Source organism: Methanospirillum hungatei JF-1 (genome assembly GCF_000013445.1).
Lineage (GTDB): Archaea > Halobacteriota > Methanomicrobia > Methanomicrobiales > Methanospirillaceae > Methanospirillum > Methanospirillum hungatei.
In genome coordinates this window covers 523,402-549,445 of sequence record NC_007796.1, presented here as the reverse complement: position 1 = coordinate 549,445, position 26,044 = coordinate 523,402, and the positions used below count along the sequence as shown (strand labels likewise).

Annotated in this window: 27 protein-coding genes and 1 tRNA gene; 8 read left to right on the top strand and 20 right to left on the bottom strand. The window is 48.3% G+C overall.

Features of this window, described 5'->3' with window-relative positions; all coding sequences use genetic code 11:
* Positions 1–615 precede the first annotated feature (615 nt).
* The 3 genes from MHUN_RS02475 to MHUN_RS19140 all read right to left on the bottom strand — a co-directional run bounded on the left by MHUN_RS02475 (position 616) and on the right by MHUN_RS19140 (position 1,987).
* Positions 616–689, bottom strand: a tRNA-Val gene (locus MHUN_RS02475).
* A 47-nt stretch (positions 690–736) separates the two neighbouring features.
* Positions 737–1,228, bottom strand: a complete 492-nt coding sequence (locus tag MHUN_RS02470) for a hypothetical protein (protein ID WP_143709326.1) — start codon at positions 1,226–1,228, stop codon at positions 737–739.
* Positions 1,229–1,291: 63 nt separating this feature from the next.
* Positions 1,292–1,987: a helix-turn-helix domain-containing protein gene (locus tag MHUN_RS19140; protein WP_204223018.1), complete on the bottom strand. Its 696-nt coding sequence runs from the start codon at positions 1,985–1,987 to the stop codon at positions 1,292–1,294.
* A 137-nt stretch (positions 1,988–2,124) separates the two neighbouring features.
* On the opposite strand from MHUN_RS19140, the gene MHUN_RS02460 reads away from it, so the two are divergent.
* A complete protein-coding gene (locus tag MHUN_RS02460; RefSeq protein ID WP_052288800.1) occupies positions 2,125–2,814 on the top strand; it encodes an HAD family hydrolase in 690 nt (229 codons plus the stop codon).
* 3 nt (positions 2,815–2,817) lie between these two features.
* Here the strand turns inward: MHUN_RS02460 and MHUN_RS02455 are convergent, their stop codons facing one another.
* The 6 genes from MHUN_RS02455 to MHUN_RS02430 all read right to left on the bottom strand — a co-directional run bounded on the left by MHUN_RS02455 (position 2,818) and on the right by MHUN_RS02430 (position 9,867).
* Positions 2,818–3,861 carry a sensor histidine kinase gene (locus MHUN_RS02455; RefSeq protein ID WP_158498139.1) on the bottom strand — a complete coding sequence of 348 codons (1,044 nt, stop codon included), beginning with the start codon at positions 3,859–3,861 and terminating at the stop codon, positions 2,818–2,820.
* Between the two features lie 78 nt (positions 3,862–3,939).
* Positions 3,940–4,872 (bottom strand): CAP domain-containing protein, encoded by a 933-nt coding sequence (locus tag MHUN_RS02450; RefSeq protein ID WP_011447520.1) that lies wholly within the window; start codon positions 4,870–4,872, stop codon positions 3,940–3,942.
* Between the two features lie 56 nt (positions 4,873–4,928).
* Entirely contained in the window at positions 4,929–5,816 is an 888-nt protein-coding gene (locus MHUN_RS02445) for a YrhK family protein (RefSeq protein ID WP_011447519.1), read from the bottom strand.
* A 108-nt stretch (positions 5,817–5,924) separates the two neighbouring features.
* Positions 5,925–7,343 (bottom strand): aldehyde dehydrogenase family protein, encoded by a 1,419-nt coding sequence (locus MHUN_RS02440; RefSeq protein ID WP_011447518.1) that lies wholly within the window; start codon positions 7,341–7,343, stop codon positions 5,925–5,927.
* Positions 7,344–7,366: 23 nt separating this feature from the next.
* Positions 7,367–9,238 carry a ferrous iron transport protein B gene (gene feoB, locus MHUN_RS02435; protein ID WP_011447517.1) on the bottom strand — a complete coding sequence of 624 codons (1,872 nt, stop codon included), beginning with the start codon at positions 9,236–9,238 and terminating at the stop codon, positions 7,367–7,369.
* Complete coding sequence (locus MHUN_RS02430) at positions 9,235–9,867, bottom strand: metal-dependent transcriptional regulator (RefSeq protein ID WP_011447516.1); 633 nt, start codon at positions 9,865–9,867, stop codon at positions 9,235–9,237. Before MHUN_RS02430 ends, feoB begins: the two co-directional genes overlap by 4 nt.
* A gap of 99 nt (positions 9,868–9,966) precedes the next feature.
* Between MHUN_RS02430 and pyk the strand changes: the two genes are divergently transcribed.
* A complete protein-coding gene (gene pyk, locus MHUN_RS02425) occupies positions 9,967–11,421 on the top strand; it encodes a pyruvate kinase (RefSeq protein WP_158498138.1) in 1,455 nt (484 codons plus the stop codon).
* A gap of 5 nt (positions 11,422–11,426) precedes the next feature.
* Here pyk and MHUN_RS02420 read toward each other — a convergent pair whose 3' ends face one another.
* Positions 11,427–11,636: a hypothetical protein gene (locus tag MHUN_RS02420; RefSeq protein WP_048067220.1), complete on the bottom strand. Its 210-nt coding sequence runs from the start codon at positions 11,634–11,636 to the stop codon at positions 11,427–11,429.
* An 11-nt stretch (positions 11,637–11,647) separates the two neighbouring features.
* The gene (locus tag MHUN_RS02415) at positions 11,648–13,060 is read right to left on the bottom strand and encodes an MFS transporter (RefSeq protein ID WP_143709325.1); all 1,413 of its coding nucleotides are present in this window, start codon (positions 13,058–13,060) and stop codon (positions 11,648–11,650) included.
* A 116-nt stretch (positions 13,061–13,176) separates the two neighbouring features.
* On the opposite strand from MHUN_RS02415, the gene MHUN_RS02410 reads away from it, so the two are divergent.
* The 6 genes from MHUN_RS02410 (at position 13,177) to MHUN_RS18885 (ending at position 18,915) form a co-directional block, all read left to right on the top strand.
* Positions 13,177–14,874 carry a PAS domain S-box protein gene (locus MHUN_RS02410; protein WP_011447513.1) on the top strand — a complete coding sequence of 566 codons (1,698 nt, stop codon included), beginning with the start codon at positions 13,177–13,179 and terminating at the stop codon, positions 14,872–14,874.
* A 40-nt stretch (positions 14,875–14,914) separates the two neighbouring features.
* On the top strand, positions 14,915–15,319 hold the full coding sequence (locus MHUN_RS02405; RefSeq protein WP_011447512.1) for a pyridoxamine 5'-phosphate oxidase family protein: 405 nt from the start codon (positions 14,915–14,917) through the stop codon (positions 15,317–15,319).
* 52 nt (positions 15,320–15,371) lie between these two features.
* Positions 15,372–16,109, top strand: a complete 738-nt coding sequence (locus MHUN_RS02400) for an ABC transporter ATP-binding protein (RefSeq protein WP_011447511.1) — start codon at positions 15,372–15,374, stop codon at positions 16,107–16,109.
* Positions 16,110–16,114: 5 nt separating this feature from the next.
* The gene (locus MHUN_RS02395; protein ID WP_143709324.1) at positions 16,115–17,077 is read left to right on the top strand and encodes an ADP-ribosylglycohydrolase family protein; all 963 of its coding nucleotides are present in this window, start codon (positions 16,115–16,117) and stop codon (positions 17,075–17,077) included.
* A gap of 442 nt (positions 17,078–17,519) precedes the next feature.
* The gene (locus MHUN_RS02390) at positions 17,520–18,542 is read left to right on the top strand and encodes a DUF3821 domain-containing protein (protein WP_011447509.1); all 1,023 of its coding nucleotides are present in this window, start codon (positions 17,520–17,522) and stop codon (positions 18,540–18,542) included.
* A 220-nt stretch (positions 18,543–18,762) separates the two neighbouring features.
* The gene (locus MHUN_RS18885; protein ID WP_158498136.1) at positions 18,763–18,915 is read left to right on the top strand and encodes a hypothetical protein; all 153 of its coding nucleotides are present in this window, start codon (positions 18,763–18,765) and stop codon (positions 18,913–18,915) included.
* Between the two features lie 44 nt (positions 18,916–18,959).
* On the opposite strand, the gene MHUN_RS02385 is transcribed toward MHUN_RS18885, so the two are convergent.
* From MHUN_RS02385 to MHUN_RS02345, 9 genes are all read right to left on the bottom strand, one after another.
* Positions 18,960–19,247 (bottom strand): AN1-type zinc finger protein, encoded by a 288-nt coding sequence (locus MHUN_RS02385; protein WP_048067218.1) that lies wholly within the window; start codon positions 19,245–19,247, stop codon positions 18,960–18,962.
* Positions 19,237–19,458: a YgiT-type zinc finger protein gene (locus MHUN_RS19930; RefSeq protein WP_048067217.1), complete on the bottom strand. Its 222-nt coding sequence runs from the start codon at positions 19,456–19,458 to the stop codon at positions 19,237–19,239. Before MHUN_RS19930 ends, MHUN_RS02385 begins: the two co-directional genes overlap by 11 nt.
* A gap of 62 nt (positions 19,459–19,520) precedes the next feature.
* Complete coding sequence (locus MHUN_RS02375; protein WP_011447507.1) at positions 19,521–20,528, bottom strand: DUF1848 domain-containing protein; 1,008 nt, start codon at positions 20,526–20,528, stop codon at positions 19,521–19,523.
* A 21-nt stretch (positions 20,529–20,549) separates the two neighbouring features.
* The gene (locus tag MHUN_RS02370; RefSeq protein WP_011447506.1) at positions 20,550–20,954 is read right to left on the bottom strand and encodes a GNAT family N-acetyltransferase; all 405 of its coding nucleotides are present in this window, start codon (positions 20,952–20,954) and stop codon (positions 20,550–20,552) included.
* Between the two features lie 19 nt (positions 20,955–20,973).
* Positions 20,974–21,690 (bottom strand): response regulator, encoded by a 717-nt coding sequence (locus tag MHUN_RS18095; RefSeq protein WP_011447505.1) that lies wholly within the window; start codon positions 21,688–21,690, stop codon positions 20,974–20,976.
* Entirely contained in the window at positions 21,687–23,660 is a 1,974-nt protein-coding gene (locus MHUN_RS02360) for a response regulator (protein WP_011447504.1), read from the bottom strand. The genes MHUN_RS18095 and MHUN_RS02360 overlap by 4 nt, the downstream gene beginning before the upstream one ends.
* Positions 23,661–23,734: 74 nt before the next feature.
* Positions 23,735–24,622, bottom strand: a complete 888-nt coding sequence (locus tag MHUN_RS02355) for a thiamine pyrophosphate-dependent enzyme (protein ID WP_011447503.1) — start codon at positions 24,620–24,622, stop codon at positions 23,735–23,737.
* A gap of 1 nt (position 24,623) precedes the next feature.
* Positions 24,624–25,784 carry a transketolase C-terminal domain-containing protein gene (locus MHUN_RS02350; RefSeq protein ID WP_011447502.1) on the bottom strand — a complete coding sequence of 387 codons (1,161 nt, stop codon included), beginning with the start codon at positions 25,782–25,784 and terminating at the stop codon, positions 24,624–24,626.
* Positions 25,785–26,042, bottom strand: coding sequence for a 4Fe-4S binding protein (locus MHUN_RS02345; RefSeq protein ID WP_011447501.1), 258 nt, complete (start codon positions 26,040–26,042; stop codon positions 25,785–25,787).
* Between the last annotated feature and the right edge of the window lie 2 nt (positions 26,043–26,044).

Sequence of the window (26,044 nt, the reverse complement as noted above, 5' to 3'; positions counted from 1 at the left end):
AATCTATTCTGGGCGTCCCTACCTGCATGTGCATGTTTAGCAATAAACGGGTGCGAAACTGCAGGAACAACGTGGTGATTCCCATAGTCTCATTGGGACAAGCTGTCGAGGAAAAGTATCATGGACAAACAAATGTTGAACCGCTAGGATCGTTAAATTTAGCAGAAGGAAAGAGATTTGCCCCTGTCCCCACTGAATGAGAATCACGGTACCAGTAACTTGAATAATGCTGGACGAATGGACAAAGTTGATTCCGGTCTATAGGAGGATCTAAAAATACCACAATTATCCGATTTTTTGAACTTGGAAACCCCAATACGCTCCTAAAAAACTTTTTTTTGTAACCACTCAACTTTAGGAAGTTGAGCAATTACCAATTTTGGCATGTGTTTTAAATCCTAATTTCTTTCCCCCATAAAAAAGATGAAACCCGAATAAATTTTTGAGGTATTATCCTATGGGATAATATTTCGCGACATTTGATTACTTTCTAAAACCTGAATTGTTGCAACAACAGATTATTACACACACAAACTAATCGAGAAGTCCCTAAATGAAATTAAAGAAATAATCCAAACAAGTAAGATTCATGAGACAAATAACAATAAAAAATTATGGGCCCAGCCGGATTCGAACCGGCGACCTCCGCCGTGTAAAGGCGGTGTCATAACCAACTAGACCATAGGCCCGTGCGCCTTACAAGGTATACTTCAGAACATATAAGGATTTTCAATTTCTATCCGGCAAAATTGTGGTATACATGCACATTAAACAGACCGGATGCCATGTACCGCTGCCGATCCTCAATCATCTCGGTCGGACTGTCAACCGAGGTGGACAGACTAACCTGGACCCACCCTTTTCCCATCGGCTTCTCAGGCCCCTCAGCCGTGAGTGGAGCCATCTTCCCGTTCGGCGCTATAATTCCGACAGGAACCGGGGCGGTCACATTCAGGGACGGTGCGGGGCGCTCCGCTTCTTCGGCTGAAAAAATCAGAACCGGACCGGGCTCTTCCCTGACAACCGGAATATCACTCGGGTACTCACCAAGAAGCATCAGATTTCTTGTTGGAATGATCTCATCAGGATCTCCTGACAACTGAGGCGGGAGAATGATAACCGGCAGTACCAGGATGAAAAACAGTACAGGAAACAGAATATGATGAATTATTCGCATGCTCCCCCTGCATGCAGCATCCCAGGGCATACACCGGTGCAAAAACCCCACCAGTCACACCGGAGAATGCCCGGTATACAGTATGTTAGTGGCGCAGCACAAAAACTCTCTGGTTTACCCCTGTGCTGCAGCCTTGTGAGCGAGAATATCCCGCCCATGAATAAGCCAGGATCGGCCAACCTTCCGTGCAGCAATCTTCTTTTCTTTGATATACTTCCGCATCGTTGTAACGGATATCCCTAAAGCAACTGCTGCCTCGGTCTGGCTGTACTCCTTATCGGTTCGGATCTTCATCGAACCCATCTCCATCGCATCCATCACCGGGGCAACCGGCTGCATCTGCACCTTAACGAGGGCTTCCTCAGCAAGATTGCCGACCGGAGGCATATCAGAATCAATAACTCCGGCAGACGATGAGATCCCGACCGGACTTGTCAGTGCCATCAGATCAGGGGCAAACATGGGTTTTTGTGGTTGGTAGGGAGAGTTCAGAGTCCGTCCTTCAAGTAGACCGACCCGGCGTTCGAGATCGGCAATCAGTGCCGCATGACGAGCAACCGTCCCGGAAAGGTCCGTGGATACAGTCAGAACCCCAGCGACTTCACCTTCAGCATTGGTCAGGTCCTTAAAATCCGGGGTATCTCCCCTGGTAACTGCCTGAATATATGACGAGAATATATCGCGGATAAGTGCTGAAAGGGTCGATTTCTGGTTTTCTGCAATCTCCAGCAGTGCATTAATATATTCTTCATCAAGAGATATTGTCAGATCCTTTCTCATGTTATCCAGGACAACCCATGTCCTGCACACCTCCGTTGATACGCGAATGAAAATATGAGCGATACTTGAATATGGTTTTACCGATACCGGCCCTGAAAATCGCTCAGCTACGCACCCCTATCAGGGACAAACATACTTTGGTACCCGAACGCAACATGTACACGCCCATGAACACCTCATCCGGCTGTATCCCAGATGCAATCCTCTTTGATCTCGATAATACCCTGTGTACCTTCATCGATGCAAAATATGCAGCCTGCCGTGCGGTCACGGACTATATCGGGACAGGAGATGAAACAGAACTCTTTCAATATTTCCTTCGGCCAGTACATTCATTTGAAGATCCAAACCACATCTTTGACTACCTGAAAGAGAAAGGAGTATACACCCCGGCATCTGCTGACCATGCCGCCCGGCTCTTTGAAGACGTAAAGATCGCCCACATACACCCCTATGACGGGGTTCATGATACACTCAGGCACCTCGCATCCCTCGGTATTAAAATGGCCATCGTCACCGATGCAGGATCAGAGCAGGCCAGGAAACGGATGAAAAAATGTGACATCGACTGCTATTTCCCAGTGCTCATCACTCCTGACCGTTCGGGAAAAAGAAAACCGGATCATACCCCTTTCCGGATGGCACTTCGTGAACTCTCGGTAACAGGGACCATATGGTTGGTCGGTGACTCAGTCAGAAGAGAGGTAATCCCCGGACAGGAACTCGGGTTTGTCACAATCTATGCACGATACGGGGATTACTTTGCACAAAATAATCCTGAATGTACCCCAGACCACATCATTGACCGGTTTTCAGACCTGCTCTCCATTACCGGCTTACACCAGATACGGTCCTGAGGTTCATGGCCCGAACCGGTAGGTATCAGGCGGGAAGACCAGTTCAAACCTGGCACCCTTGCCATATATCCCGGTCTCCCTGATACCAATCCCGGTTAAATCAAGAATCTCAGAGGCAAGATACAGTCCATAGCCCTTCCGGTCTGCATACGTACGGGAGAATATTCTCTCCTTGAAATCAGGATGAACACCTGGTCCTGAATCCTCAAATACCAACGCCAGACCTTCAGGCACCTTGTCTAATGAGACGGTTATAGTAACCCCTTCTCCGCCATACTGAAGGCTGTTTCTCACGATCTCATAGATGACCACGTCAAACATTCGGTCTACATATAAGAAGAGGCCATTCAGCTGAACATCTGACACGATTTTTCCTGAGAATTCATGGCGGTTGATAATCCTCTGCACTGCCTGGCCTGCCTCGATGAAGGAGGGGGGGCGGATTCCGAGATCCTGGTATGTCCGGGTCAGCTCAGCAATACGCAAAATCCGTTCACCAAGATCCCGGCTCTTCCTGATGAGCAGATGGACCTCATCATCATCCACGATCTCATCGATGATATCAATATACCCGTTTATCCCCATCATGAGATTCATGATATCATGACGGACAATAGCGTTGAAATAATTCAGTTTCTCGTTCGCTTTCCTGACCGCTTTTTCACTCCTGATATGATCAAGGAGGTCACAGGAGTCAGGTTCAGCCCCACCATTCCCGTTCTTTGTCCATACAAGAGAGAAACGCCCTGATGAGAGGCGGAAGAGATGCCCGGGCCAGCCTGAATCAGTTCCGGGGATTGCAAGCACAATCTTTTTTGCATCACCCGGGACCATCTCCTGGGCATCACGGATGATCTCATGGAGAAGAAATGCGATATCGGGGGGAAAACTCCCTTCAATATCCATATATTCAGAAGAGGAGGATATCTCTCCGGAGGGGAGACAGAACTCAATTCTGTCCTCATACACCCAGATAAACCAGCAAACTCCCGGCTTGAGAAGAAGTTCCCATTTGTGGGATTTGTCTGGTTTTGTAGTATCTTCCATAGTATCCGGCATGAAGGCATCGTACAGGTAGTCTATATAGGTTCTGATTTCATCCGCTTATGTGTGTTGGTTTTATAGTTACCAGAATTCAGAGACTGCGTAATAATACTCATCATTCCAGAAAACACCTGAACCAAATCTATCGGCAAGCGGATCAAGGATATTCTTCCGGTGGCCAGGACTCTTCATCCATCCGTCCATGAGGGCCGTGCCAATTGCAGTGCCATTGGTGGGATCAACATACCCGACTCCGGTGACTATTCCGGTCCCGATATAGGCAAGATTCTCTGCTACGCCTATCCGCACCCCCCCTTCGATATCCTTTGTCACCGGATACCCAAATGCCAAAGCCCGTTCAGATGGCCCGTCCCCGTTTCTGTCGGTGTGTGAGAGTCTTCCGGCACGGGCTAATTCACGTGCATATGCTTGAGCAATCCTCGCCAGATCCTCATCCCAGATAAGGGGCCGGAGTCCTTCGTGTATCCGGTTCTCATTTGTACTTTCACGGATGGTAGCGATGATTTCGTCATTGATCACTGACTGGTTCGGGAGAGGTTGAAAAGTCAGGGAGACAGGGGAGGGGATTCGTGCAAGTATCCCTGTCTTCTCAGGATCCCGGGACCCGGTCGCTTTTATGTACGCATAAACCTGATACTCACCAGGAAAAAGATCTGAAGAAACCGTCCCGATATAGGGGAGACTTATACTCTGTCCGGGCTGCATGGGATCAACCGGGATGACACAGATGGTCGCATTTAGATCCGGATCTCCTGGGGATCGAAAGAAGACATAGAGTGAGGCGATCCCGCTCGTCTGATCCCCCCTGTTTGCAATGGTAACGGTCCCGGTATAGGGATAACCGGGATGGGCAATCTCTTCTCCGGACAGACCGGTAATTTCCAAAGACGGACCGGTCGATACCGCACTCGTGGAAGAACAAAGAGAAATCAGGAGCAGAACGAGTATCAATAAAAGAGGTATATCCTGATAGTGTGGCAGGGTATGATTCATCGGATCACAAAGGTACCATGTCCAGAAAAAACATGTTTCTGGTGAATAAAATAAAGTCAGACCTCGTCCGGTTCAAGATCTTCAAACTCGATATCGGTCAGGTCACCATCACCTGAAAGATCATCGTCCATCATTGATTCATCAAGCGGCATATCAAAGTCCGAGAGGCCCTCATCAGATAGCCCACCGCTCTGTTCAGACTCTGATCCCTCATCCTTGCCGGAGAGATCATCTTCAATTGAATCATCAAATCCTGAATCAGACACGTCAGGCTCAAGGTCCCCTTCGAAATCCGGAAGATCCCCTGATTCGGTGACCGGCTGCTCATCCACGCCGGGTTCATCAAACGAGCCAAAGTCATCATCCTCAATTCCGGGAAGTGATGCCTCGCCTTCTTCATCTTCAGGGTATTCATCGCCGAAGAGATCTGCGGCCCCGCTCTCATCAAAGTCATCAGGTAAGGGAAGATCGCTGTCCCCTGCCGATACCGCTGCACCGGCCCCGGCAACTGCGGCTCCTGCAGCGACGGGCACATACCCCGTGGAAGAACCGGATGATGAACCAGCACCGGAGGAGGTTGAGGATCGGGATGGACGAAGTGGTTCGGGAACAGGTAAGCCTTCTTCCTTTCTCCGTTCGGCAACATATTCACGGATTCGGTCGCGGAGCGGGAGGTTTGACCGTGGTGACTGCACCGGTGTGGTTTTGACCGGTTCTGATCTCGTCCCTTTCTGATCCTTTTTCTTTGGCCTCCCTTTCAGATATGGATCAATAATGTAGAGCCACAGACCCATCACGGCAGTAACCCAGAGGGAGAAGTATACCGAACCGATCAGATCCTTGATTCCGGACTGAAACCCGGTGATGAGATAAAATATGAGAAGAAGAACTACAAGCGCTCCAAGAAAGGTTATGATCATCAGCAGCTTCTTCTCGACTTTCATGAATGACCCCGTCTGAAGTGATATCACCGGACCCCTTTTCCGGTGAATAGTATACCAGAATATCTCAGTATTGGAATTTATGTTCTCTGGTTCCTCCTTAAGAAAATATCAGGATCTGATGATGACAAGCCGCTCCTCGGTCATCTCCCGGATGGCATAATAGGGGCCTTCTCTTCCGATTCCTGACTCTTTTACACCCCCATAGGGCATACTGTCTATCCGGAATGTCGGAATGTCGTTTATCAGTACCGCACCACACTGAATGGTCTTTGAAGCATGGATCGCCAGGCCAAGGTCTTTCGTAAATATTCCTGCCTGAAGGCCGAACCGTGAGTCGTTTACCATGGCAATCGCATCTTCAAATGATTCATATGGCGTTACCGTGAGAATCGGGGCAAATACTTCCTCGCAGTTCACGGCCATGTCAGGTGTGGTGTCTGCAATGATGGTTGGAAGCAGAAGGTGACCGGAAAGCCTGCCCCCGCATAAAACCCGTGCCCCCTGGCTGACCGCCTCTTCAATCCTCTGGAGGGCTTCTTTTGCCTTGTCTGGGGTTATCATCGGACCCACATCTGTTGCCGGATCTTCGGGATCACCGGTAACGAGGGCATTACAACGGGATACCAGTTCATAGATGAAGCGATATGCAATAGTCCGCTGTATAAAAACCCGCTGGACTGAAATACAGACCTGCCCGGTATGGGAATATGCGCCCTCAATGATCCGGCTTGCAGCAAGGGTCTGGTCCGCATCATCATGCACAATCACTGCAGCATTACCACCCAGTTCCAGCGTGACATGACGTGCAGGAGTAATGGATCGAAGATGCCAGCCGACAGACGGACTGCCGGTAAAGCTCAAACATGAGATCCGCTTGTCGGTTGCCAGCCTTTCAGCAATATCTGACCTGCAGGGGATGACACTGACGGCCTCTTTAGGAAACCCGGCACGAATCAGCAGTTCACCAAACTTTAATCCGGTGAGCGGGGTCGCAGACGGGGGTTTAATGATACAGGAATTTCCGGCTGCAAGGGCAGGTCCTGCTTTATGGCATATCTGGTTCAGCGGGAGGTTGAACGGAGTAATAGCTAATACAATTCCCACCGGCACCCGCATTATCATGGCAATTCTCCCTTCCCCTGCCGGGTATCCATCCATCGGAACCATCTGATCATGGATACGGACCGCTTCTTCTGCAGATATCCGGATCGTCCCGATTGCCCTGGCAACTTCAGCTGCGGCAAATTTCCTCACCTTCCCCCCTTCACGAACGATGATATCGGTGAGGATATCAGCTTCCTCCTCCATCAGTCGTACAAGGTGAAAGAGCAGTTCAGACCGTTTGTGGGCGGGGAGAGCCGCCATCCGAACTGCTCCCTGTTCAGCTATTCGTATGGCCTCTTCAATCTCATCAGGCCCGGCAGCACAGACCTCCGCAAAGGTCACCAGTGAGTATGGATTTGAAATCGGAATGACGGAAGGAGTGGAACGGTTTGTCCCTCCAAGAATTAGGGGATGGGGATCCATACTGTACCTGGACGGTCTGGTTTTTAAAACAAGGGGATAAGGGTACTGATCCAGTGAACAACAGTGCCGGCAATAAATCCAAGGAATACCGTATAGAGAGATATCTGTATCGCTGTCTTCAGTCCCTGTTCCCGATAGAGAACCGCAATCGTTGAGACACAGGGAATAAAGAGGGTGCTGACCAGGGCGAATATATAGAGCTGAATGCGGGTCATCACCTCGGTCAGATTTGCAGTCCCTGCAAGCACCACCAGAGTCTCAAAAGCCATCTCTTTTCTCAGAACACCAAAGAGGAGGGCAGTTGATGCAAACGGGGGAAGGCCAAGGATACCCTGAACAACCGGGGCTGTTGCTGTTTCAATGACATCCAGAACACCGTAAAACCCGAGAAGACCAAGGAAAATACTGCTCACAATCAGGAGAGGCATTGCAATAACGAGAAATTCCCTGATGTGAATCCATGCCCGTGTCAATACCATTAAAGGTGACGGAACCCGGAGTGGCGGGACTTCAAGAACCATCCCCAGTTGGGTCCCAGGTGTAATTTTGGAGAGAAAAAGCCCTGATAGCAGAATCAGGGAAAAGATTATCAGGTAAATTGAAAGGGCTGCATAAAGCCCCACAAAGACCGATACAATTCCTGCGATGATAACCGTCCGGGCAGAACAGGGGACCATGGTTATCAGAAATGCAGCAATATGTCGCTCACGTTTTGTCCCAATCTGCCGGATAGCCATGATAGCCGGTACATTACATCCAAGCCCCAGCACCATCGGGATAATTGCCTGGCCATGTAAACCAAACCGGTGCATGATCCGGTCTGCAAGAAATGCTATCCGACTCATGTACCCGGTATCTTCCACAACTGACATCAGGAGATAAAAGGTGAAAACAAAAGGGAATGCAATCCCAAGACCGGCCTGAATGGCGATAACAAAGGAGAAGATGAGTTCATACACGAGAGGGTCCAGAGAAGCACCGGCCAGGGGACCCAGGACCCAGATATCACATGCCTCAACGATGAGTTCTTCAAAGAATGATCCGATGAAAAAGACAGCGAGAAGCATAGAGAGCAGGATCCCGGCCATAATCAGGACACCGGGAAACGGCGTCAACAGCCAGCTGTCAAGGCCGCGCATCTCTTTCCCGGAGGCTTTTGACACAACTTGGTGGTGTATCTCTGACGCTGCATGGTGTCTGTTACCGGCAAGGAGGGATGAGACCGGCATCCGGTGCTCTTCTTCCAGTTCGCCGGCAATGGTTCGTGCTGCTTCCAGAAGGGAAGGGTCAGTCCCGATCCCCTGTAATGCAAGAAGTGACGCTACCCGTGATGACCCTGAATCAGATACCCGCATCAGAGTCCTGATCGCAGCCTCAATATGTCGGTCATATGCCACCTGATAGGTCCCGACCGAGGCTCTTGTCGTTGCAACAGGGATTATCTCTGCGATATTTTTCCCAAGTGTTGCGGAGGTCAGCAGGACCGGGACTCCGGTAATTTGTGAGAGGGCATGTGTATCGATCTGAATTTCCTGCTTTTCCGCCTCATCCGCCATGTTCAGGACGGCGATCATGGGGATACGGTGTTCAAGAACCTGCAAGAAAAGATAGAGGTTTCGTTCAAGATGAACCGCATCAAGGATGACAACCAGCACGTCAAAGCTATGGGAGAGGACCATATCCCTGACCAGCCGTTCCTCATCACCCTCACCATCCAGCGAATAGATACCAGGAAGGTCGATTATCTCAACCGGAAGACGATTGATACAGGATACTCCGGAGAGGATATCAACCGTTGTCCCCGGATAATTACTGACCTCCACCCCGATACCGGTCAGATGTGAAAATATGAGTGATTTACCAACGTTTGGATTCCCTATAAGCCCAATCTTCACTGGTCCACCTCAACCAGAACTGATCGGGCAATCTCCGGACTTATCGCGATATCACAATCCTTCACCCTGATGAGAAGGGTATCTGCCATCCGCTGTTTCACCATCACCTTTTCTCCCGGAATAAGACCGAGATCTGCCAGTCGTCCGCCCCTGCCACATCCCCGGATGGCATCGATTTTAACTACGTCGCCATGAGCACAATCTGCCAGACTTTTAAACGAACATCGTCTGACATGACCATGACAAGTCACCGGGCAATCACGGTTACCCCGGAGAAATCCTCGAAGACGGTTGATGGTGTCGTCTGTTGTATGGTGCTCCATGGTACAGGCCTGTGCATGAGCCAGTTCATGTTCCATTCCGAGCATCTCCTGCAGAAAGGTCTCTAGAACACGGTGCCGTCTCATAATCGCCTCTGCAGCCCGAATCCCGGAAGGACTTAAGTGATACGCCCCGTCATTCTGGTAGGTGACCTCACCATTCATGACAAGTTTAGTGAGTACCTCCGTGACCTGTTCAATAGAGAGAGAGGTATGACCGGCAATATCTTCCGGCCTTCCCCCCTGTCCGGTCAACCGTGCCTGGCGCATCAAGGATAGAAGCGTATCCTCTCGTTCTGCAACATCCATCGCAGTATTCTGTTATCGTTTCAGGGGTTTATAGCCCACCCCGATCATACCATGCAGAGTTTACCTTTTATCTTTCGAAAACTCAACATCTCCCATATCATGAAGAGGCGAGCCAGTCCTTCTGATCCCGGCATATCCTGCACCATGAGAAGAACTAAAATAATCGCAACAATAGGACCAGCATCATCAAATCCTCGGATTATCAGGGAGATGATCCTTTCAGGGATGGATATTGCACGCCTGAACCTCTCTCATGGATCACCACCCTGGCATGAAGAAACGGTTCAGCAAATCAGAGCACTGGCAGATGAACTGAATCGGGAGATAGGTATCCTGGTTGACATTCCCGGTCCCAAACTCAGGGTTCTGATTCACTCCCCGCCCAGAGATGTGGTTCCCGGAGATACCATTCACATCGCCGCTGAGCATGAGCATGCGTCTGGTGCCATTCACGTACATCCCCCGGACTGCATCCCAAAAGTCTGCCCCGGAGACGTGGTTCTGGTAGGAGACGGGGCGGTCACATTACAGGTCTTAAAACCCGGCCCCCCGATGCTCACAACCGTCATATCAGGCGGAACCATCCGGGAGGGGATGGGGGTGGTGATTCCGGGAAGAAGGCCGGATGTTCCCTATGCAGGTGCCCGGTTTATCGACTATATCAGGCAGGGAGCAGCACTCAGGCCTGATTACATTGCCCTTTCCTTTGTCGGGTCGGCAGAGGATATCAGGGATGCACGAACCCTCCTCACCCGTGAAGGAATGGGAAATATCCCGCTTATTGCAAAGATAGAATGTCGGCGGGCGGTTGAAGGACTTGATGACATCATCCGGCATGCTGACGCAGTTATGGTCGCACGGGGAGATCTTGGTGTCGAACTTCCCCTTGAAGAAGTCCCGTACATTCAAAAACTTATTATTACCACGTGCAGCCAGCAGGGAATCCCGGTGATCACCGCAACCGAGATGCTGGAATCAATGGTGAGCAGGGGTAGACCGACACGGGCGGAAGTAACCGATGTTGCCAATGCAATCGTAGACGGAACCGATGCAACCATGCTCTCCGCCGAGACCTCTGTCGGAAGATACCCGGGTCAGGCAGTAGTCATGATGGCCCGGATAGCGATCGAGATTGAACAACACCTTCCCTACCTTCGTATCCTCAATGAACGATCCGACTGGCATGAGAAGAATGTAGAAGGTATCATCAGTTACCGGGCCTGTTACATTGCTGAAGAGCTGGAAAGTCCTGCAATCGTTGCATTTACAAGATCAGGTCTGACTGCTGAACGTGTATCACGGTGCCGACCACGATCTCCGGTCCTTGCTCTGACCCCTGACCCGGCTGTTGCCAGAAGACTTCTCCTCCGGTGGGGAATCCAGCCGGTCGTTTTTGATCCTATCCAGTCGGCAGATGAACTCTTCAGGGCTGCGGTAAAAATTGCAAAGGTTACCGGTATTGCCACATCCAAGGATCAGCTGGTAATAATCGCGGGTAATTTTTCCGGAAAGGAAGGTCGGACAAATATGATAAAAGTTGAAGAGATGCCATAGCTCCGTTAATCAAAGAGCAGAGTCCGGTACTTCCCTGAGCCTGATGATATATCTGTTCCGGGTCTTACCGGTTTCTCATGGTCAGATGCTCTTTTTCTGAGAAGGTCCGGAAGCATTGCAAAACTGCAGCAGGCAAAAACTTCAGACCAGACGGCACATCGTTCCTCTATACAGGGTTCTTTATCAAAGGGACAACGAAGATTTGTTTTTGTCATACTATGGTTTCTCACACAGATGGATGAGTATGTTCATTTCTTTCTTTCCGTCTGTCCTTCACATATATCCAGGAGATTACCAGGAGAAGTGAACTGATGATGATCACCACCAGAAAGACCTGGTAATAAGTTCCGGTTTTAGGGATCTCCCATATCTCTCCCAAATACATCGTGCTAACCTGGGAGGTTGCAAGGATAATTCCTGTAACGATAGGACCGATCATCCCCCCAAGTGTCTGCATACTCTGGATTATTCCGGTCGCTTCAGCAGTCCGCTCCTCCCCGATAAACTCCAGCACTCCGATGAGATCAGCGGTAGCGAGCATGGACATTCCGAATGAGAAGACCATCCAGGCAATCACCAGGACAGGAAGCGTTACCGGAAAGAGAAAGAGCAGACATCCCGCACTGAGGAGGAGAAGAGAGCCGGTAATGCAGGGAAGCCGGCACCCGATAACCGGGATCATCCGTCCGGTCAGCGGCCCTGCAGCCATATCACATAATGTCCCTGGAATCAGGATTAATCCGACCATTTCGGCTGACAGGGCAAGTCCGGTAGGAAGCCGGATGATATAGGGCATCATCTGAAGCAGTACGAAAAAGGTGAATACGGTCAGAAACCCGATCACCATGAACACCGCAACCGGGCGTCTTTTCATCAGTTGAATATCTGCCAGGGGATGAGACGCCCGCCTCTCGATCCGGATAAAAAGCCCAAATACGAGGACGGCAGACACAAGTAAGAGCAGCCCGAAAAATCCGATCTGGTCTTCTGTCGGGAGGGAGAAAAAAACCAGGGAGAGGAGCAGGAAGAGGAGCAGAGAGAAGAATCCTGCAAAATCGAGTGAACCATGCCCGTTTACCGGTTCATCATCTCCGATATACTTCCAGATGCAAAGAAGCAGGATACAGGTAGCCGGGATTAAAACCATGTAGGTCACCCGCCATGAGAAAAGACCGGTTATGAACGACCCGGTTATCACCCCGATGAATGTTCCCGCACCATACATGGCACTGATAATACCAATACCGGTATCTGCCCCAGTCTCACAAAGCCGTTGCCTGATGATCGCATACCCCAGGGGAAAGGCAGCTATTCCTGCCCCCTGCATGGCACGACCAAAGAGGAGGACCCAGATATCAGGGGCCACAAGTCCGCTGATAAGACCGACAGAGTATATCACAAGACAGATGATAAGAAGACGCTTATGGCCGAACCGATCCCCTGCGGTTCCTACAAAGGGTGAAGCTGCCGCTCCGACGAGCAGGACAATCGGGAGAATCCATGACTCATAGATACCTGGAACGGAGAATTCATGTTCAATCTCCGGCAGAGCGGCAGTGAGCATGGACTCCCCGGCCATGACCAGCATCACAGTCAGGGAAAGGAGCAGCAACAGGAGGAAGTGATCTTTTAAATACACGGGTTTCAACCAATGAATCCTTCTTTGTGTACCTCACGGATCAATAAAACTATACCCCGCCTCTTATTATACATCACAGGAAATCTGATAATCAACATGTTCTGTCCGGGGGGACCATGGAAAATAAAGTACATATAGTGGGGATGATGTTTCGGGCAAAGGCTGACGCTGCTTTGTCCATAACCTATGCAGACGAGGGGGCGAGGGATGTGTGCGGGTATACTCCTGCTGAACTGGTGGACACCGGTCTTATCTCTCTGCCCGATCTCATTCATCCGGAGGAGCGCGATGCGGTCAGAAAGACTATCCAGACTGGTTTGAATGAGAAGAGATCCTTTGTTATCTTTACCAGACTGCAGGTAAAGGACCGGTCCCCCGCAGAGGGAATCCTGATCGGATCCGGATCTTTTAAAGGTCCGCTCGCACTCTCCGGACTGGAAGGATATATCATCAGAATACTCAGTCAAGCGGTTCCAGACACCACAAACGGCCTCTTATCTCCGGAGACATACCTGCAGCTTCTCTCGCATACCGAGGAACTCATCGCGTTACTCAGTCCTGATGGACAGATATCATATGTAACCCCGTCAGTCTCTCATATCATGGGGTATGATCAGGGGGCGGTCACCGGTCTTCTTTTTACCCATCTCCTCCCTGCAGAGGAACATAAGCGTTTTGATGAGTTTAAAACCCAGGTTCTCGCGGGTGGGGGGAGTAGTGCCCGGTTTCATGTAAACCTTCCGGATGGTCAGATCCGTTCTATCCTTGTCAGACTATTCAAACCCTCTGGTATGGCAGGCATGATCCTGAGTGCGTCACGGACTGATGAACTGCAGGATATCTCTCTCAGCCGGGACAGCCTGTACCATGATCTCTTCTCACGAAACCCGGTCCCCGCAATTATCACCACCGCGTCCGATCTCCGAATCCAGGAGATGAACCATGCTGCATTGGCCTATGCCTCATCATACTCACCTCTCGGACAGACCGGAGTAGATCTTCGTGAGAGCGGTCTCATCAGCAGGGATGTCATCGAACAGATCAGGGAAGGCCTCTCCATCGCAGACCAGGTCGACCTGCCTGATACCAGGGCGGGATGGCAACAGGTCAGGATAGTTGCCAGGGAAATTCAGAGCGGTGATCGGGACCTTATCATCTGGACCATCAGTCCGGAGTCACGGGATGATGCTGAACCAGGTACCGAAACCGGTTCTGAATCAAGAGAGGTCCGGCACACCTATATTACCCTCCTGCAGATCGTCAGAAATGTCCTCAGCCAGAAATTCCTGTCCATAGCCGCTGAACCTGAACATGATATGCGGTATGGCAAGATCCTCCTTGAAGCTATCCTGCAGCTCTACGAAGCGGGCGGGGGAAGGGGAGCCGGAGTTCATCTCTGTAAATATATCCGGCTTATCATCGGGTGTATTACAGAAGATTTCGCTGAGGAGATGCAAGACATTGAGATTGTCATCTCCTGTGCTATTGACGATGCCATTGGTGAGAAACATGCTGCCATTCTGGGAATTATCACGGGGGAGGTTATCCTGAACGCGATACGTCATGCTTTCACCCCCGGCCAACCAGGGCGGATTGAGCTCTCTTTGCGGCGTGAAGAAGACTGGTATATCTATCAGGTTCAGGACAGCGGCAGGGGCTTTCCAGAGTCAATTATCCGAACCGGAAGCGCAACCTCCGGATTTACTATCATCGAAAACCTTGCACTGGAACTATCCGGGACCATGACCCTTGCCAATGATGGTGGTGCGGTGGTCAGGGTTATCTTCCCTGCAGCGATGAGCAACGAGACATAAAACCCGAACCTTTTTATGATACCAGAGAAACTCAAGTACCATGACTGCACTGACTCCTGAGATAAAGACTGCCTTGGAAGCTATTAAAGTGTTTCCTCTCGCAACGGCATCAAAGTCGGGAATTCCGAATGTTGCACCCATGGCTTCAGTATTTTTAGTTGATGATGAGACGATCTGGATAGGAGATAATTTCATGCAGAAAACTCTTGCAAATGTTCTCGAAAATCCAAAAGCTGCATTATATGTATATGGTGCCGGCGCAAAGGGATGTTACCAGATAAAAGCTGATGTCACGGTGAAGACCAGTGGTGAGGAACATGCGAAAATGAAAGCTATGATCCATGAGAAGAAACCGAACCTGCCGGCAAAATCACTTCTCATATTGAAAATCACCGAAGTGTATGAGTGTATGCCGGGAGCTGAAGCAGGGAAGCGGATCCTTTAAACCATTCCGAAAAGGAATTCAGGCGCAATAAATCAAAAAGGTACAGTACAATATGCTTCACATAGAAGATCTTCATGCAGAGATTGGTGGAAAGGAGATTTTGCATGGAATCACCCTTCACATCGAACCGGGTGAGACTCATGTTCTGATGGGCCCGAACGGGTCCGGGAAATCAACCTTACTCATGTGCATCATGGGTATTGATGCATATACTATTACAAAGGGGTCCATTACATTTAACGGGGTCGATGTAACGCATTTGCCAATCCATGAGAGGGCACGACTTGGAATGGGTATCATGTTCCAGCGTCCTCCTTCTATCCCTGGTCTGAAACTTGGCAAGATGCTGAATGTCATAAGCCCGAATAAAAAGCCGGAGGATGTATCTGAAGCGGTTTCAAGGATGAACATGGAGGAGTTTATGGGCAGGGATATCAACCTCGGATTTTCAGGTGGTGAGATCAAGCGAAGCGAAATATTACAGATGATGATCCAGGATCCCCATTTTATCATGCTTGATGAACCGGAGAGCGGAGTTGATCTTGAAAATATTCACCTCATGGGAGAGTCCATCGCCCGGTTGCTTCAGAAGAACCAGCGGTTTGTAAACCGGAAGAACAGTGGTCTTGTCATCACCCACACCGGGTATATTCTTGATTACCTTGATGTGGATAAAGGGCATGTCATGATTAACGGTGAGTTTAAGTGCCATGGCAATCCCCGGGAGATTCTTAAACTTATCAAGGAAAAGGGATACCACGAGTGCCTGAAGTGCGCTAAAATCCCCTGATTTTTTTGACCGAATATTATTCTCCCGGAGCACGGATGCTCCTTGGGATTGCCCTTGGTGATGCCTGCGGAGCTTCATTTGAAAATCTCTCATTTCAGGATGCAACGAAAAAATTAGAGGCTGAGGGTATTATACCGGGCCGATACACCGATGATACCCAGCAGGCCCTGGCAATAGCAGAAATTATGGCATTCGGAGATGAGATAACTCCATTTAATCTTGCAAAATCTTTTCTCACCGCTTATGTACGAGATCCACGGCAAGGGTATTCAAGACAGACTCTCCGGATGCTTCTTTCACCAGACCCTCAGTCATTCCTCAAAAGTATCTCTGATCATGAAAGGAGTGAGCGGAAAACGGATGGTGCTGCTATGCGAGCCCCACCACTTGGGTTTTTCCCTGACCGGAAGACGGTTATCAAATCGGCTGTGCTGAGTGCGTCAATCACCCATGGTCATCCCGATGCTATTGCTGCAACCGTGGCTATCGCTCTGTTTGCCCATGAACGAATATACCATGAAACACTCTTTTCAGAACTTTGGGCTGTTATCCGTGAAGAGGTGCGTGAGATGAGCCCGGATATCATATTCTGGTGTGACCGATGTTCAGGACTTGTCATCCCTGACCGGGAGATTCTCCTTGGTGAGTACGCACCATACGGGGTTCCCTATACCGAATCACGCATATTTCTTGGAGTCGTGATCTTTCTTCTGGCCAAATATGGGAATGATCCCTGCAGGCTACTAAAAGAGGCAATACAGCTTGGGGGAGATACTGATACTGTTGCAGCGGTTGTTCTGGGTATCGCCCTTGTCAGGGGCGGGGAGGACAGCAGGATTTGGGATCTGGTTGAAGGGATCGAAGACGGGCCGTATGGGAGAGAGTATGTGATCTCGATTGGGAATGGTCTATCTGATCGGTTTTACCCACCTATTATCAATGACCAAAATAACGTTTTGTCAGGTTAAATAGGGATAACAGATAAACACAGGACGGATAGATAAACACACTTCGTTGAGATTAAATTTGAATTTTAGAGAATGTTCAAAGAATCTCCTTTCGTGTTTCACAAATGATCTATGAGAAAACACTTAAGATATCATGCGGATTGTGAATTAATCATCAGTTTTAGTAGATAGTCTCTCCATTTTCCAATATTAATCCAGTCAATATTACCCCTTTTAAGGAATGACTTTTTCTGATTAGCGGGATATTTACCAAAACTGAATACTTTTTCTAAATGGTAGCAACTGTGTGAAGATAAGAAAAATTGCTTTTGTTACAATTGGATTTCATTATTCAACCATTTCTCAAAACAACGATATCAATTTCTATGGAGGGAATAATAATTCGACATATCTTTAAACTTGGTTTACATAATATAAATTAGACATAAAAAATTATTATTGGTTGATTCTTGCTGGAATTTTACTTCTTGTTTTGAATTTATGCCCCGTTTCAGCAAATTTGAACAAAATATCTCCGGGAGATATTGTATTTCTCGGGGAGAATGGCCTTGATCTAACAGATATTACTAATATTCCCACCCAAATCGCCTGGTATGCTCCATGTACCGAGGTAGACTCCTCATTTTTCAGGGAGGATACAAATAATGATGTAAGTTCGAATGATATACCGCCCCCAACAGGTTATTTCAGTTCAGGTTATTGTGATAAAAACAGGGAACCAGACCATATCCTTGATATTCCTGAACCCGAAAATTTCTTTGTTTCTCCAGATTTGTTTATTGGGCATGCAGGTGACTTCTTTCTCTGGGATGGATCACAAAAAGGAGAACTTGCATTTAAAGTAAGGGAACCCTATCTAGCCCTAAAGGTTTATGATACGACAACGAAGCGGATAATAACTGATGAACCAATACCCCGAGGTCATATCGTTAATTTCATTATCAATACAAATTTAGGGGCTGTTTTCAATCGAAATGGCTATACAGATGATGAAGCACCAATTAACCTAATGATTGAAGGGCCTCGGAATTCAATTTTTCGGGGTGAGGTTTCCGGCCTTGATACTGCATCACTCTCTTTACATAATCTCCCCGTGGATGAGACGGATGGCGATAAAAAATGGTATTGGGTAGGAGTTGGCACTGATCATTCAAATCCATCAAAAACGGATGGATGGAATACCGGAGCTTTATTTAGTGATTGTGATTTTGTTTATAATCTTGGTGAATATTCCGTATGGGCTGAAAGCCATCTTAATGATATGATGGATTACTATACTACATATGATGGAACCACTTATGCAGGGAAAACGGTGAGTGGTGTAAAAAAATTTAACCTGGTCAAGGGAGATGAAAGTGATTATAACCAATGTATAACGAGGAAAGATGAACAACAAGCAAAATTTCGGAAATTATCTGAATGGACTGGTGAAGGAATTCCACCACCAACCGGAACTACGAATTAGGTCATATTTTGATTGTGGTTGAAGAAAACAAATAAATTTCGATTTTTTTGTGACGAATTTTAGAGCAGATTAAGGTAGATATTGCATAACAAAAATGTCGTTTCCGTAAGACGGCAATTTCCCTTCGATTGGAACCAAAATTGCTAATGAAATTTCTGGTTTTTGTCTCATTGTACTAACAGTTAAAAGTTATGCAACGGCCTCTTTAAGGGGGCGTATTATGATAACAAAAAAAATTTGGGAAACAAAATATACTTCTCCAAAGGATGCAGTGCGGGTTGTGGGAATACACAAGATAACTCAGGAAGATATTCTTGAACATCAAAAATTATCAGAAAAATTAAGAAAGAAATATGGAAATTACATTCATTAATATAATATATTAACCTTAAATTATTTATACTAGATAAATTTATACTAAATTTTTAGGAATATTAGCATAATTACAATAACAAGGGCTGCAATGATTATCCCGCCAATAAGAACCTCTTTCTTCTGATAAAACGGGATCATTGCTGAAGCCTTACCCGTTCCGGTTCTTCTGGTGCCTTTCTTACCCGGCAATCCGGATTTTTTCCATTCGGCAAGATTTTTGCAGGCATGATTAAAGGGCAGCCGGTGTTTCGGGCAGTAAACCCCTCCACAATAATTACAGGTAAATGCAGACCCGCCGGATATCTCCTCACCACATATTTCACATTTCATAATGAATAATCCATAATTTATTCTTACATCCCAAAGGTTTTTTCCCATTCCTGATTATTTTCAAAGTTTTCACGGTTTTTCCTTCAAGAAACTCCTGACCACAGGTGTCACAGATAAGGACGGGTACTCCAGAAATTACTGTCACAACTCCTTCCTTTTCATACGATTTTGTAATAAAGTCATTTTTAAGATTACCCTTTTTGCAGTACATGCATTTCATGGTACTCTCTCCCCGAGATCTTGACTATTCTTTCATGTTGACGGAATGTGTAATTATAATAAATACGACTGAATATCCCGGTCTGTTCTCCTCTGCTGACCGAAGGCATCACCGGTTATGGTTTCAGCCTCCGGACTCGATTGATGCTTCTCATAATTCACGTGTGCTTTTGCATGATCGGTTGCGTAACAGTATACACACCCATGCAGACAGGTATCATACTGCCCGATGTCCTTACTTTTAATACATGTACAGGCAGGACGCTGACCGGGATCCTTACCCGGATGAGTATCAAGGTATCGAAGAAGGGCAGGATCATGCTGACCAATCAGTCGGAGCAGGGCATCATCAACACATTTGTTATGTTCGATCTCCGGACCATATCCGGCCTCATCAGCACAAGATGCAAGAGAGATTCCCCAGGACCGGTTCATCCCGACAATCCCCTCGATAAATTGTTGTTTCTCTACAGAATCTGGATTCCTGAAATGCCAGATACCGGCCTGCTTTTTCACTTTTGAATAGGACGTATCTACAAAACTGAAGACGAATTTTTTGGTATATGGTGCAATCCGGTCCCCGATATACGTGATTCTGGAAAGGATGGTATCTATGTCAAGGGTCCGGGTAAGGAGTACCGGGTCAAACCGCCATATCACCCGATCCCGGCCAACTCGTTCAGATAACCGGATGAATGTGGATATCCGTTCATCAAGGGGAGGAACACCCGGTTCAAGACCTTCCGACCCGTAATCGGTGAGGGTAACCTGAAAGTAGTATACAAGAGCCAGGCTATCCAGATAGTCAAGGTGCGGGAACATTGGCAGGGGATTTTTACTCCAGAATACGATCGCCCGGGTATCCTCAAATGACACGTAGTACGGGAGATGGGGATTAAAACTGTTGATCCAGCGGACATACCCCTTTTTTAGCCGGTGGATGAACCAGTCAGCGTAATATGCAGGAAGGTCTGTTGCTCTGCTGGCAGAGATAATGACCGGACATACTGCAGAAACCAGGATTCCTTCATCGGTGATAAGCGGGCGTTTCACATCAGCCATGTTCAGAGAAAACAGGATGGATTATTCTCTGGCAGGGATCGGCCCTTCATATCTCATCGGCGTATACCCGTTCATCTTTGCAAATCCGAACCGGCGGTAAAAGTATTCAGTCTCCGGGGCTGCGATAATCCCAATCCATCCGATGCCGGCATGCATGCAGATGGTCATGAGTTTCTTTACAATCGCCGTTCCTACCCCTTTATCCCGCCATTCAGGAAGGACCACAATATCCTGCAGGTATGCATCTGAAACCCCGTCTGAGATGATCCGGCCCATCCCAATCCACCGGTTATCCGGACCGATTGCGGCGACAAATGCATAACTGGATCTGACAATTTCACAGAGGATGGAATCATCCCATTCATCTTCCCACCAGTCACCTGCATGAAAAAGGGCACGGACCTCATCTACCTTACAATCGTCCACTGTTTCAACTGTGTATTCATCAGGCAGGAGTATCCCTCCTAGTCAGGGCTACCACATACTCGGATATTGACCCTCCTGCTCCGGTGATGGCTCCTAGGCTGAGCAGGACCGGGATGCGTGTTCCATCACCTTTTTTGATGTAAATTTTATCAGGCATGGTAACCCGGAGTGACGGATTCAGGGAGATGAGCGTATCAAATCGTCTTCTAATACATGAATCTGGTGACACATCGAGGAGTTCGAAGGCGTTTGCATTTCCCCCGGAGATTATCCAGTCAGGAGTGAGAAAGAGGCAGGGCACATCACCAGGGACCTCTGGTTCAAGAGGCTGAGAGAGATGTGGCATAAGCCTTCTGCGGAGATCGTGTTTATGCAGCGAGAGCTCGATGGTAGAATATAGTTCCCGGTCCCTGAAGGGTTTGATCAGATAACCTGATGGCTGAACAGCGATTGCACGTTGCAATGTTGCCTCATCAGAATGAGCAGTGAGGAAAACCACCGGAATGTCATACAGATCATGGATCCGGTCTGCAGCCTCTATTCCGTCTATCTCTCCCTGCAGCATGATATCCATAAGGACAAGGTCAGGGCGGACCATGCCAGCCTTTAGAATAGCATCTTCTCCCCTGGTTACCTGACCTGCAATTCCATACCCAAGTCTCTTCAGGGTCTGTGCAAGTTCCATTGAGATGACCATCTCATCCTCGACGATTAAAATCTGATGACCGGATGTCATATTCCCTCTCCGATGATGGTTTCAGGGACGGGTGTCTTTCTGAGCGGGAATGTCAGCGTGCAGGTCATTCCAGAACCAGACTCAAAGTGGACCGTTCCCTGGATCTGTACGGTCAGGTTCCTGATAAGTTCAATTCCCAGCGTTGTCTGATTGTCAGGATCAAACCCATCTGGAAGACCACGACCGGTATCATGATATCTGACGACCCCGGCCTCTCCTTCGGTTCCAACCCAAACCTCGATTATTCCATTCCCGGTATCTGTGAATGCATGCTTGATGCTGTTTGTTATCAGTTCATTCATCATAAGAGCAATCGGTATCCCGGTGCTGATATCAACAAAAACCGGCGAATCTTCATCGACATGATAGAGAATCCGCCCCTCCTCCATCTCAAACTCAAGGATGATCCGGTTTCCGATGTCCCGGATATAACTTCCGAGCGGGACCTGTGCAAGATCATCAGTCTGGTAGAGTTTCTCATGAATGGAGGCCATGGAGAAGATCCGGTTCCTGCAGTCACGGATGACATCGTGAACCTCCGGGTTGCCACTCTGAAAGTCAGTCAGACGAAGCAGACTTGCAATAATCTGCATATTATTCTTCACCCGGTGATGAATCTCCCGAAGGAGGGTTTCTTTCTCCTGGAGTGAACTCATCATATTCTGCTTTAGAAGGTCTTCCTGTGCCCGGACCTTCTCTTCAGCCTCTTTTCTCTGGGTTATATCAAGGCAGTTTCCGATAAGACAGAGGGATCCATTACATCTGAATATGGTCACATAGAGCTCAATCTGAACACGTGAACCTTCCCTGGTAAGAGCAGTAACTTCAAGATGGGCATTCTCTCTCCATCCGGACATGATCTGGTCGACGGTTTCCCTGACCTTTTCTGCATCAGGCATTTCAAAAAGACCAGGGAGAGATTTCGATCTGATAATTTCAGCCCGTGAATACCCGAATATCGTTGAGAAACGTGGATTGATATAGAGAAACCGGTTATTTCTGATGAGAAACACACCGACAAGTGACTTTTCAACCGGGTTTTTGAAATAATCCTCCATGTATGCCCGGTACCTGGCTGCTCCTGCAAGCTCAGTCAGCATGGTATAGGCATAGAGTTCGGGTTGAGAAAGATACTTTTTTGATTCGGTGTAGAAAAGGGCCAGATATCCCCATCGCTCATCTCCCGTCGAGACCGGAAGAAATACGGCAGAAGATACACCCAGATTTTTGAGAGCCTCCTGTCCGGATGGGGACGCATCCTCTGAACTGATAAGCATATACGGATAATCGGTGTGATCCATTTCCATAGCACTGAGAAGTTCTGCAAAGAGAACGCGAAGCCCGCTTTTCGTCTTCTCTCCCTCATCATTCCACCAGGTGATGAGATCCGGCCCTTCAGCTCCACTCTCATCACAATGACTGCAGGGATCTCCAATGAATGCCCCTGCCGCCCCGGTTACCTGACCTAATTCCCCAAGAGTGGTCTTCATCTCTGCAAAGAAATTCTCTCCCTTGAGGAGGCGTCCGGCAGTTCTTCCAATCACTTCCAGGATCAGGTCTTTTCTCTTGATAGCGGCCTCTGCCCGTGCTTTCTCTACGAGGATGGTAATCTTGTGGGAAAGGTCCAGCACCTGGATTTCCAGATCTTCAGCTTTATTCTGGTAAAAATCTGCACCGGAATTCAATGCCTCTATTGCTGTCTCCTTGCTGTCGTTGCCGGTGAGCATAATAAACGGTAGATTTGGGAATTTCTCCCTGATATGTCGCAGAAGGGTGATCCCATCCATGTCAGGCATGTCAAAATCAGAGATAACCACCTGAATGTCATGGGTATCCAGGTATTCAAGTGCATCCTGACCATCCAGACATACATGTACAGTGAATAATCCGGTCTCCTCCAGATAGAACTGGAAGATATTGGAGAGCTCCCGATTGTCATCAACAAAGAGTACGGGGATTATCGCGACCACCGTTCAGATTGGTACGCATTTACCTGTAGCCTATATAAGGTTTAGGTATCAGATCCCGGAGGATGAAAAAAGAATTAGATCTTCAGATCAATACCGAATTTTTCTGCATTTGCATCGGCTATTGCCTGGATTTTTGCAATCTCTTCAGTATTGACGGAGGGTTTAAAGAGATGAGCAAATCGTTTCTGAACACGAAGATACTCTTCGACCGGTTTTCGTTTGACCTTCTTGGCCTTCTCAATCTTCCCATTCACGATCTCATAATTGACCCAGAGACCGGTCTCGATTGCCAGTTTCCCAATGTCGATGGTCTTTGATCCGTCAAATCCCCAGCCGGTACAGCATGGGGTGTGGATCTGAATATAGCACGGCCCGTCAGTGTTCACTGCCCGTTCTACCTTCTTGATGACATCATTCGGGTATGCAATCGAACAGGTTGCGACATACGGGGCCCCATGTGCGGCAAGAATCTGAGGCATATCCTTCTTTGGCCTGGAATTTCCAAAGCTCTTCTTTCCGGCTGGAGAAGTGGTGGTACTGGCATCAAAGGGTGTTGCACCAGACCGCTGGATACCGGTGTTCATGTATGCCTCGTTATCATAGCAGATATAGGTGATATTATGGCCTCGTTCAAAGGCTCCGCTGATACAGAGGACACCAATATCAAAGGTTGCACCATCTCCACAGATACACAGGACATGCTCATCCCGACCCTGCCGCTTTAAGGCAGCCTCAACACCGGATGCAACCGCTGCAGCATTCTGGAAGAGAGAGTGAATCCAGGGGACTTTCCATGCCGTCTGAGGATAGGGAGTTGAAAAGACTTCCATACATCCGGTTGAAGCACAGACGATGGATCGCTCCCCGGCTCCTTTGAGAATTAATCTGGCTGCAAATGCAGGACCACAGCCACCACAGGCCCGGTGCCCTGAATCTACCAGTTCTAAGGTTCTGTCAGCCATCTCAGATCAGCTCCTCACGAAGGCCGAAGAAACAATCCCCTTTTCCAGCCTCAATAGCATCCGTCATCTTCTTAATATCCTCAATTCTGATATCCCGTCCGCCAAGTCCTGCGACATAACTAAGAACCTGTACTGAAGAATCAGAGAGGGCGTCCTTGATCTCATATCCAACGGCACCCTTCATCCGTGACCCAATTGAGACATTCTTCTCAAACACACCGACTTTCTTGATACCGGCAAGGGCCTTTTTGATATCCTCTGCAGGAAACGGCCGGAAGGCACGTATCTTGAGAAGACCTACCTTTCTTCCCTCTGCCCGCATTGCATCGATGGCATCCTTAATGGTCCCACAGACAGATCCCATGGCAACGATGGCAACCTCTGCATCATCCAGCCGGTATGCTTCGACAAGTTCACTGTAGTCACGGCCGAATTTTTCCTTGAACTCTTTTCCTGCCTGCTTTATAACGTCAAGAGCACGGCCCATCGCCTGATCTATCTCGTATCTGAACTCCATGTAATATTCAGGAGTTGCGTACATCCCCATGCTCAGCGGATCATCAGCATCCAGTTTATTGAACGGAACATAGGGTGGAAGATATGCAAGAACATCCTTCTCTTCCGGAATATCAACCGGCTCATAGGTGTGAGATATGATAAACCCGTCAAAGCAGACAAAAACCGGCAGAAGGATCCGGTGATCTTCTGCGACCTTGTACGCAAGAAGATGCATGTCAAAGGTCTCCTGCACGTCCTCTGCATAGAGCTGAATCCAGCCAGAGTCACGAAGACAGAGAGAGTCCTGCTGATCATTCCAGATGGAGAGCGGAGCACTGACTGCACGGTTTGCAATCGACATGACAATTGGCTGTCTCATACCGGCAACATTGAAGACAACTTCTGCCATGAACAAGAGGCCCTGTGATGATGTCGCCGAGTACACCCGTGATCCTGCTGCTGATGCCCCAAGACATGCTGAAAGTGCGGAAAATTCGCTGTCGACGCAGATATATTCGCTTTCCAGGGCACCATCAGCTACCATCTCTGCAAGCCGCTCCACGATATGCGTCTGAGGAGTGATCGGGTATGCAGATATGACTTCAGGTTTTACCAGCCTGACTGCTTCTGCTACTGCATGGGAGCCTTCGAGAATTGCTTTCATTTATTTCTCCTCCGTTTCCATGGTGATGGCTTTTGCCGGGCATTCCTGGGCACACAGCCCACACCCTTTACAGAAATCATAGTCAGGATTGAATTGTTTATCACCAGTCAGGATGCATCCTTCCGGACAGACCAGCTGGCACATCCCACATGACGTGCATTTGTCATGATCAAAAACCGGGCGGAAGACACGCCATGATCCGGTCTTGTTCTCCCGTGCCTGACCAGGGGCTGCTGCACATCCGATACGAAGTACCATAT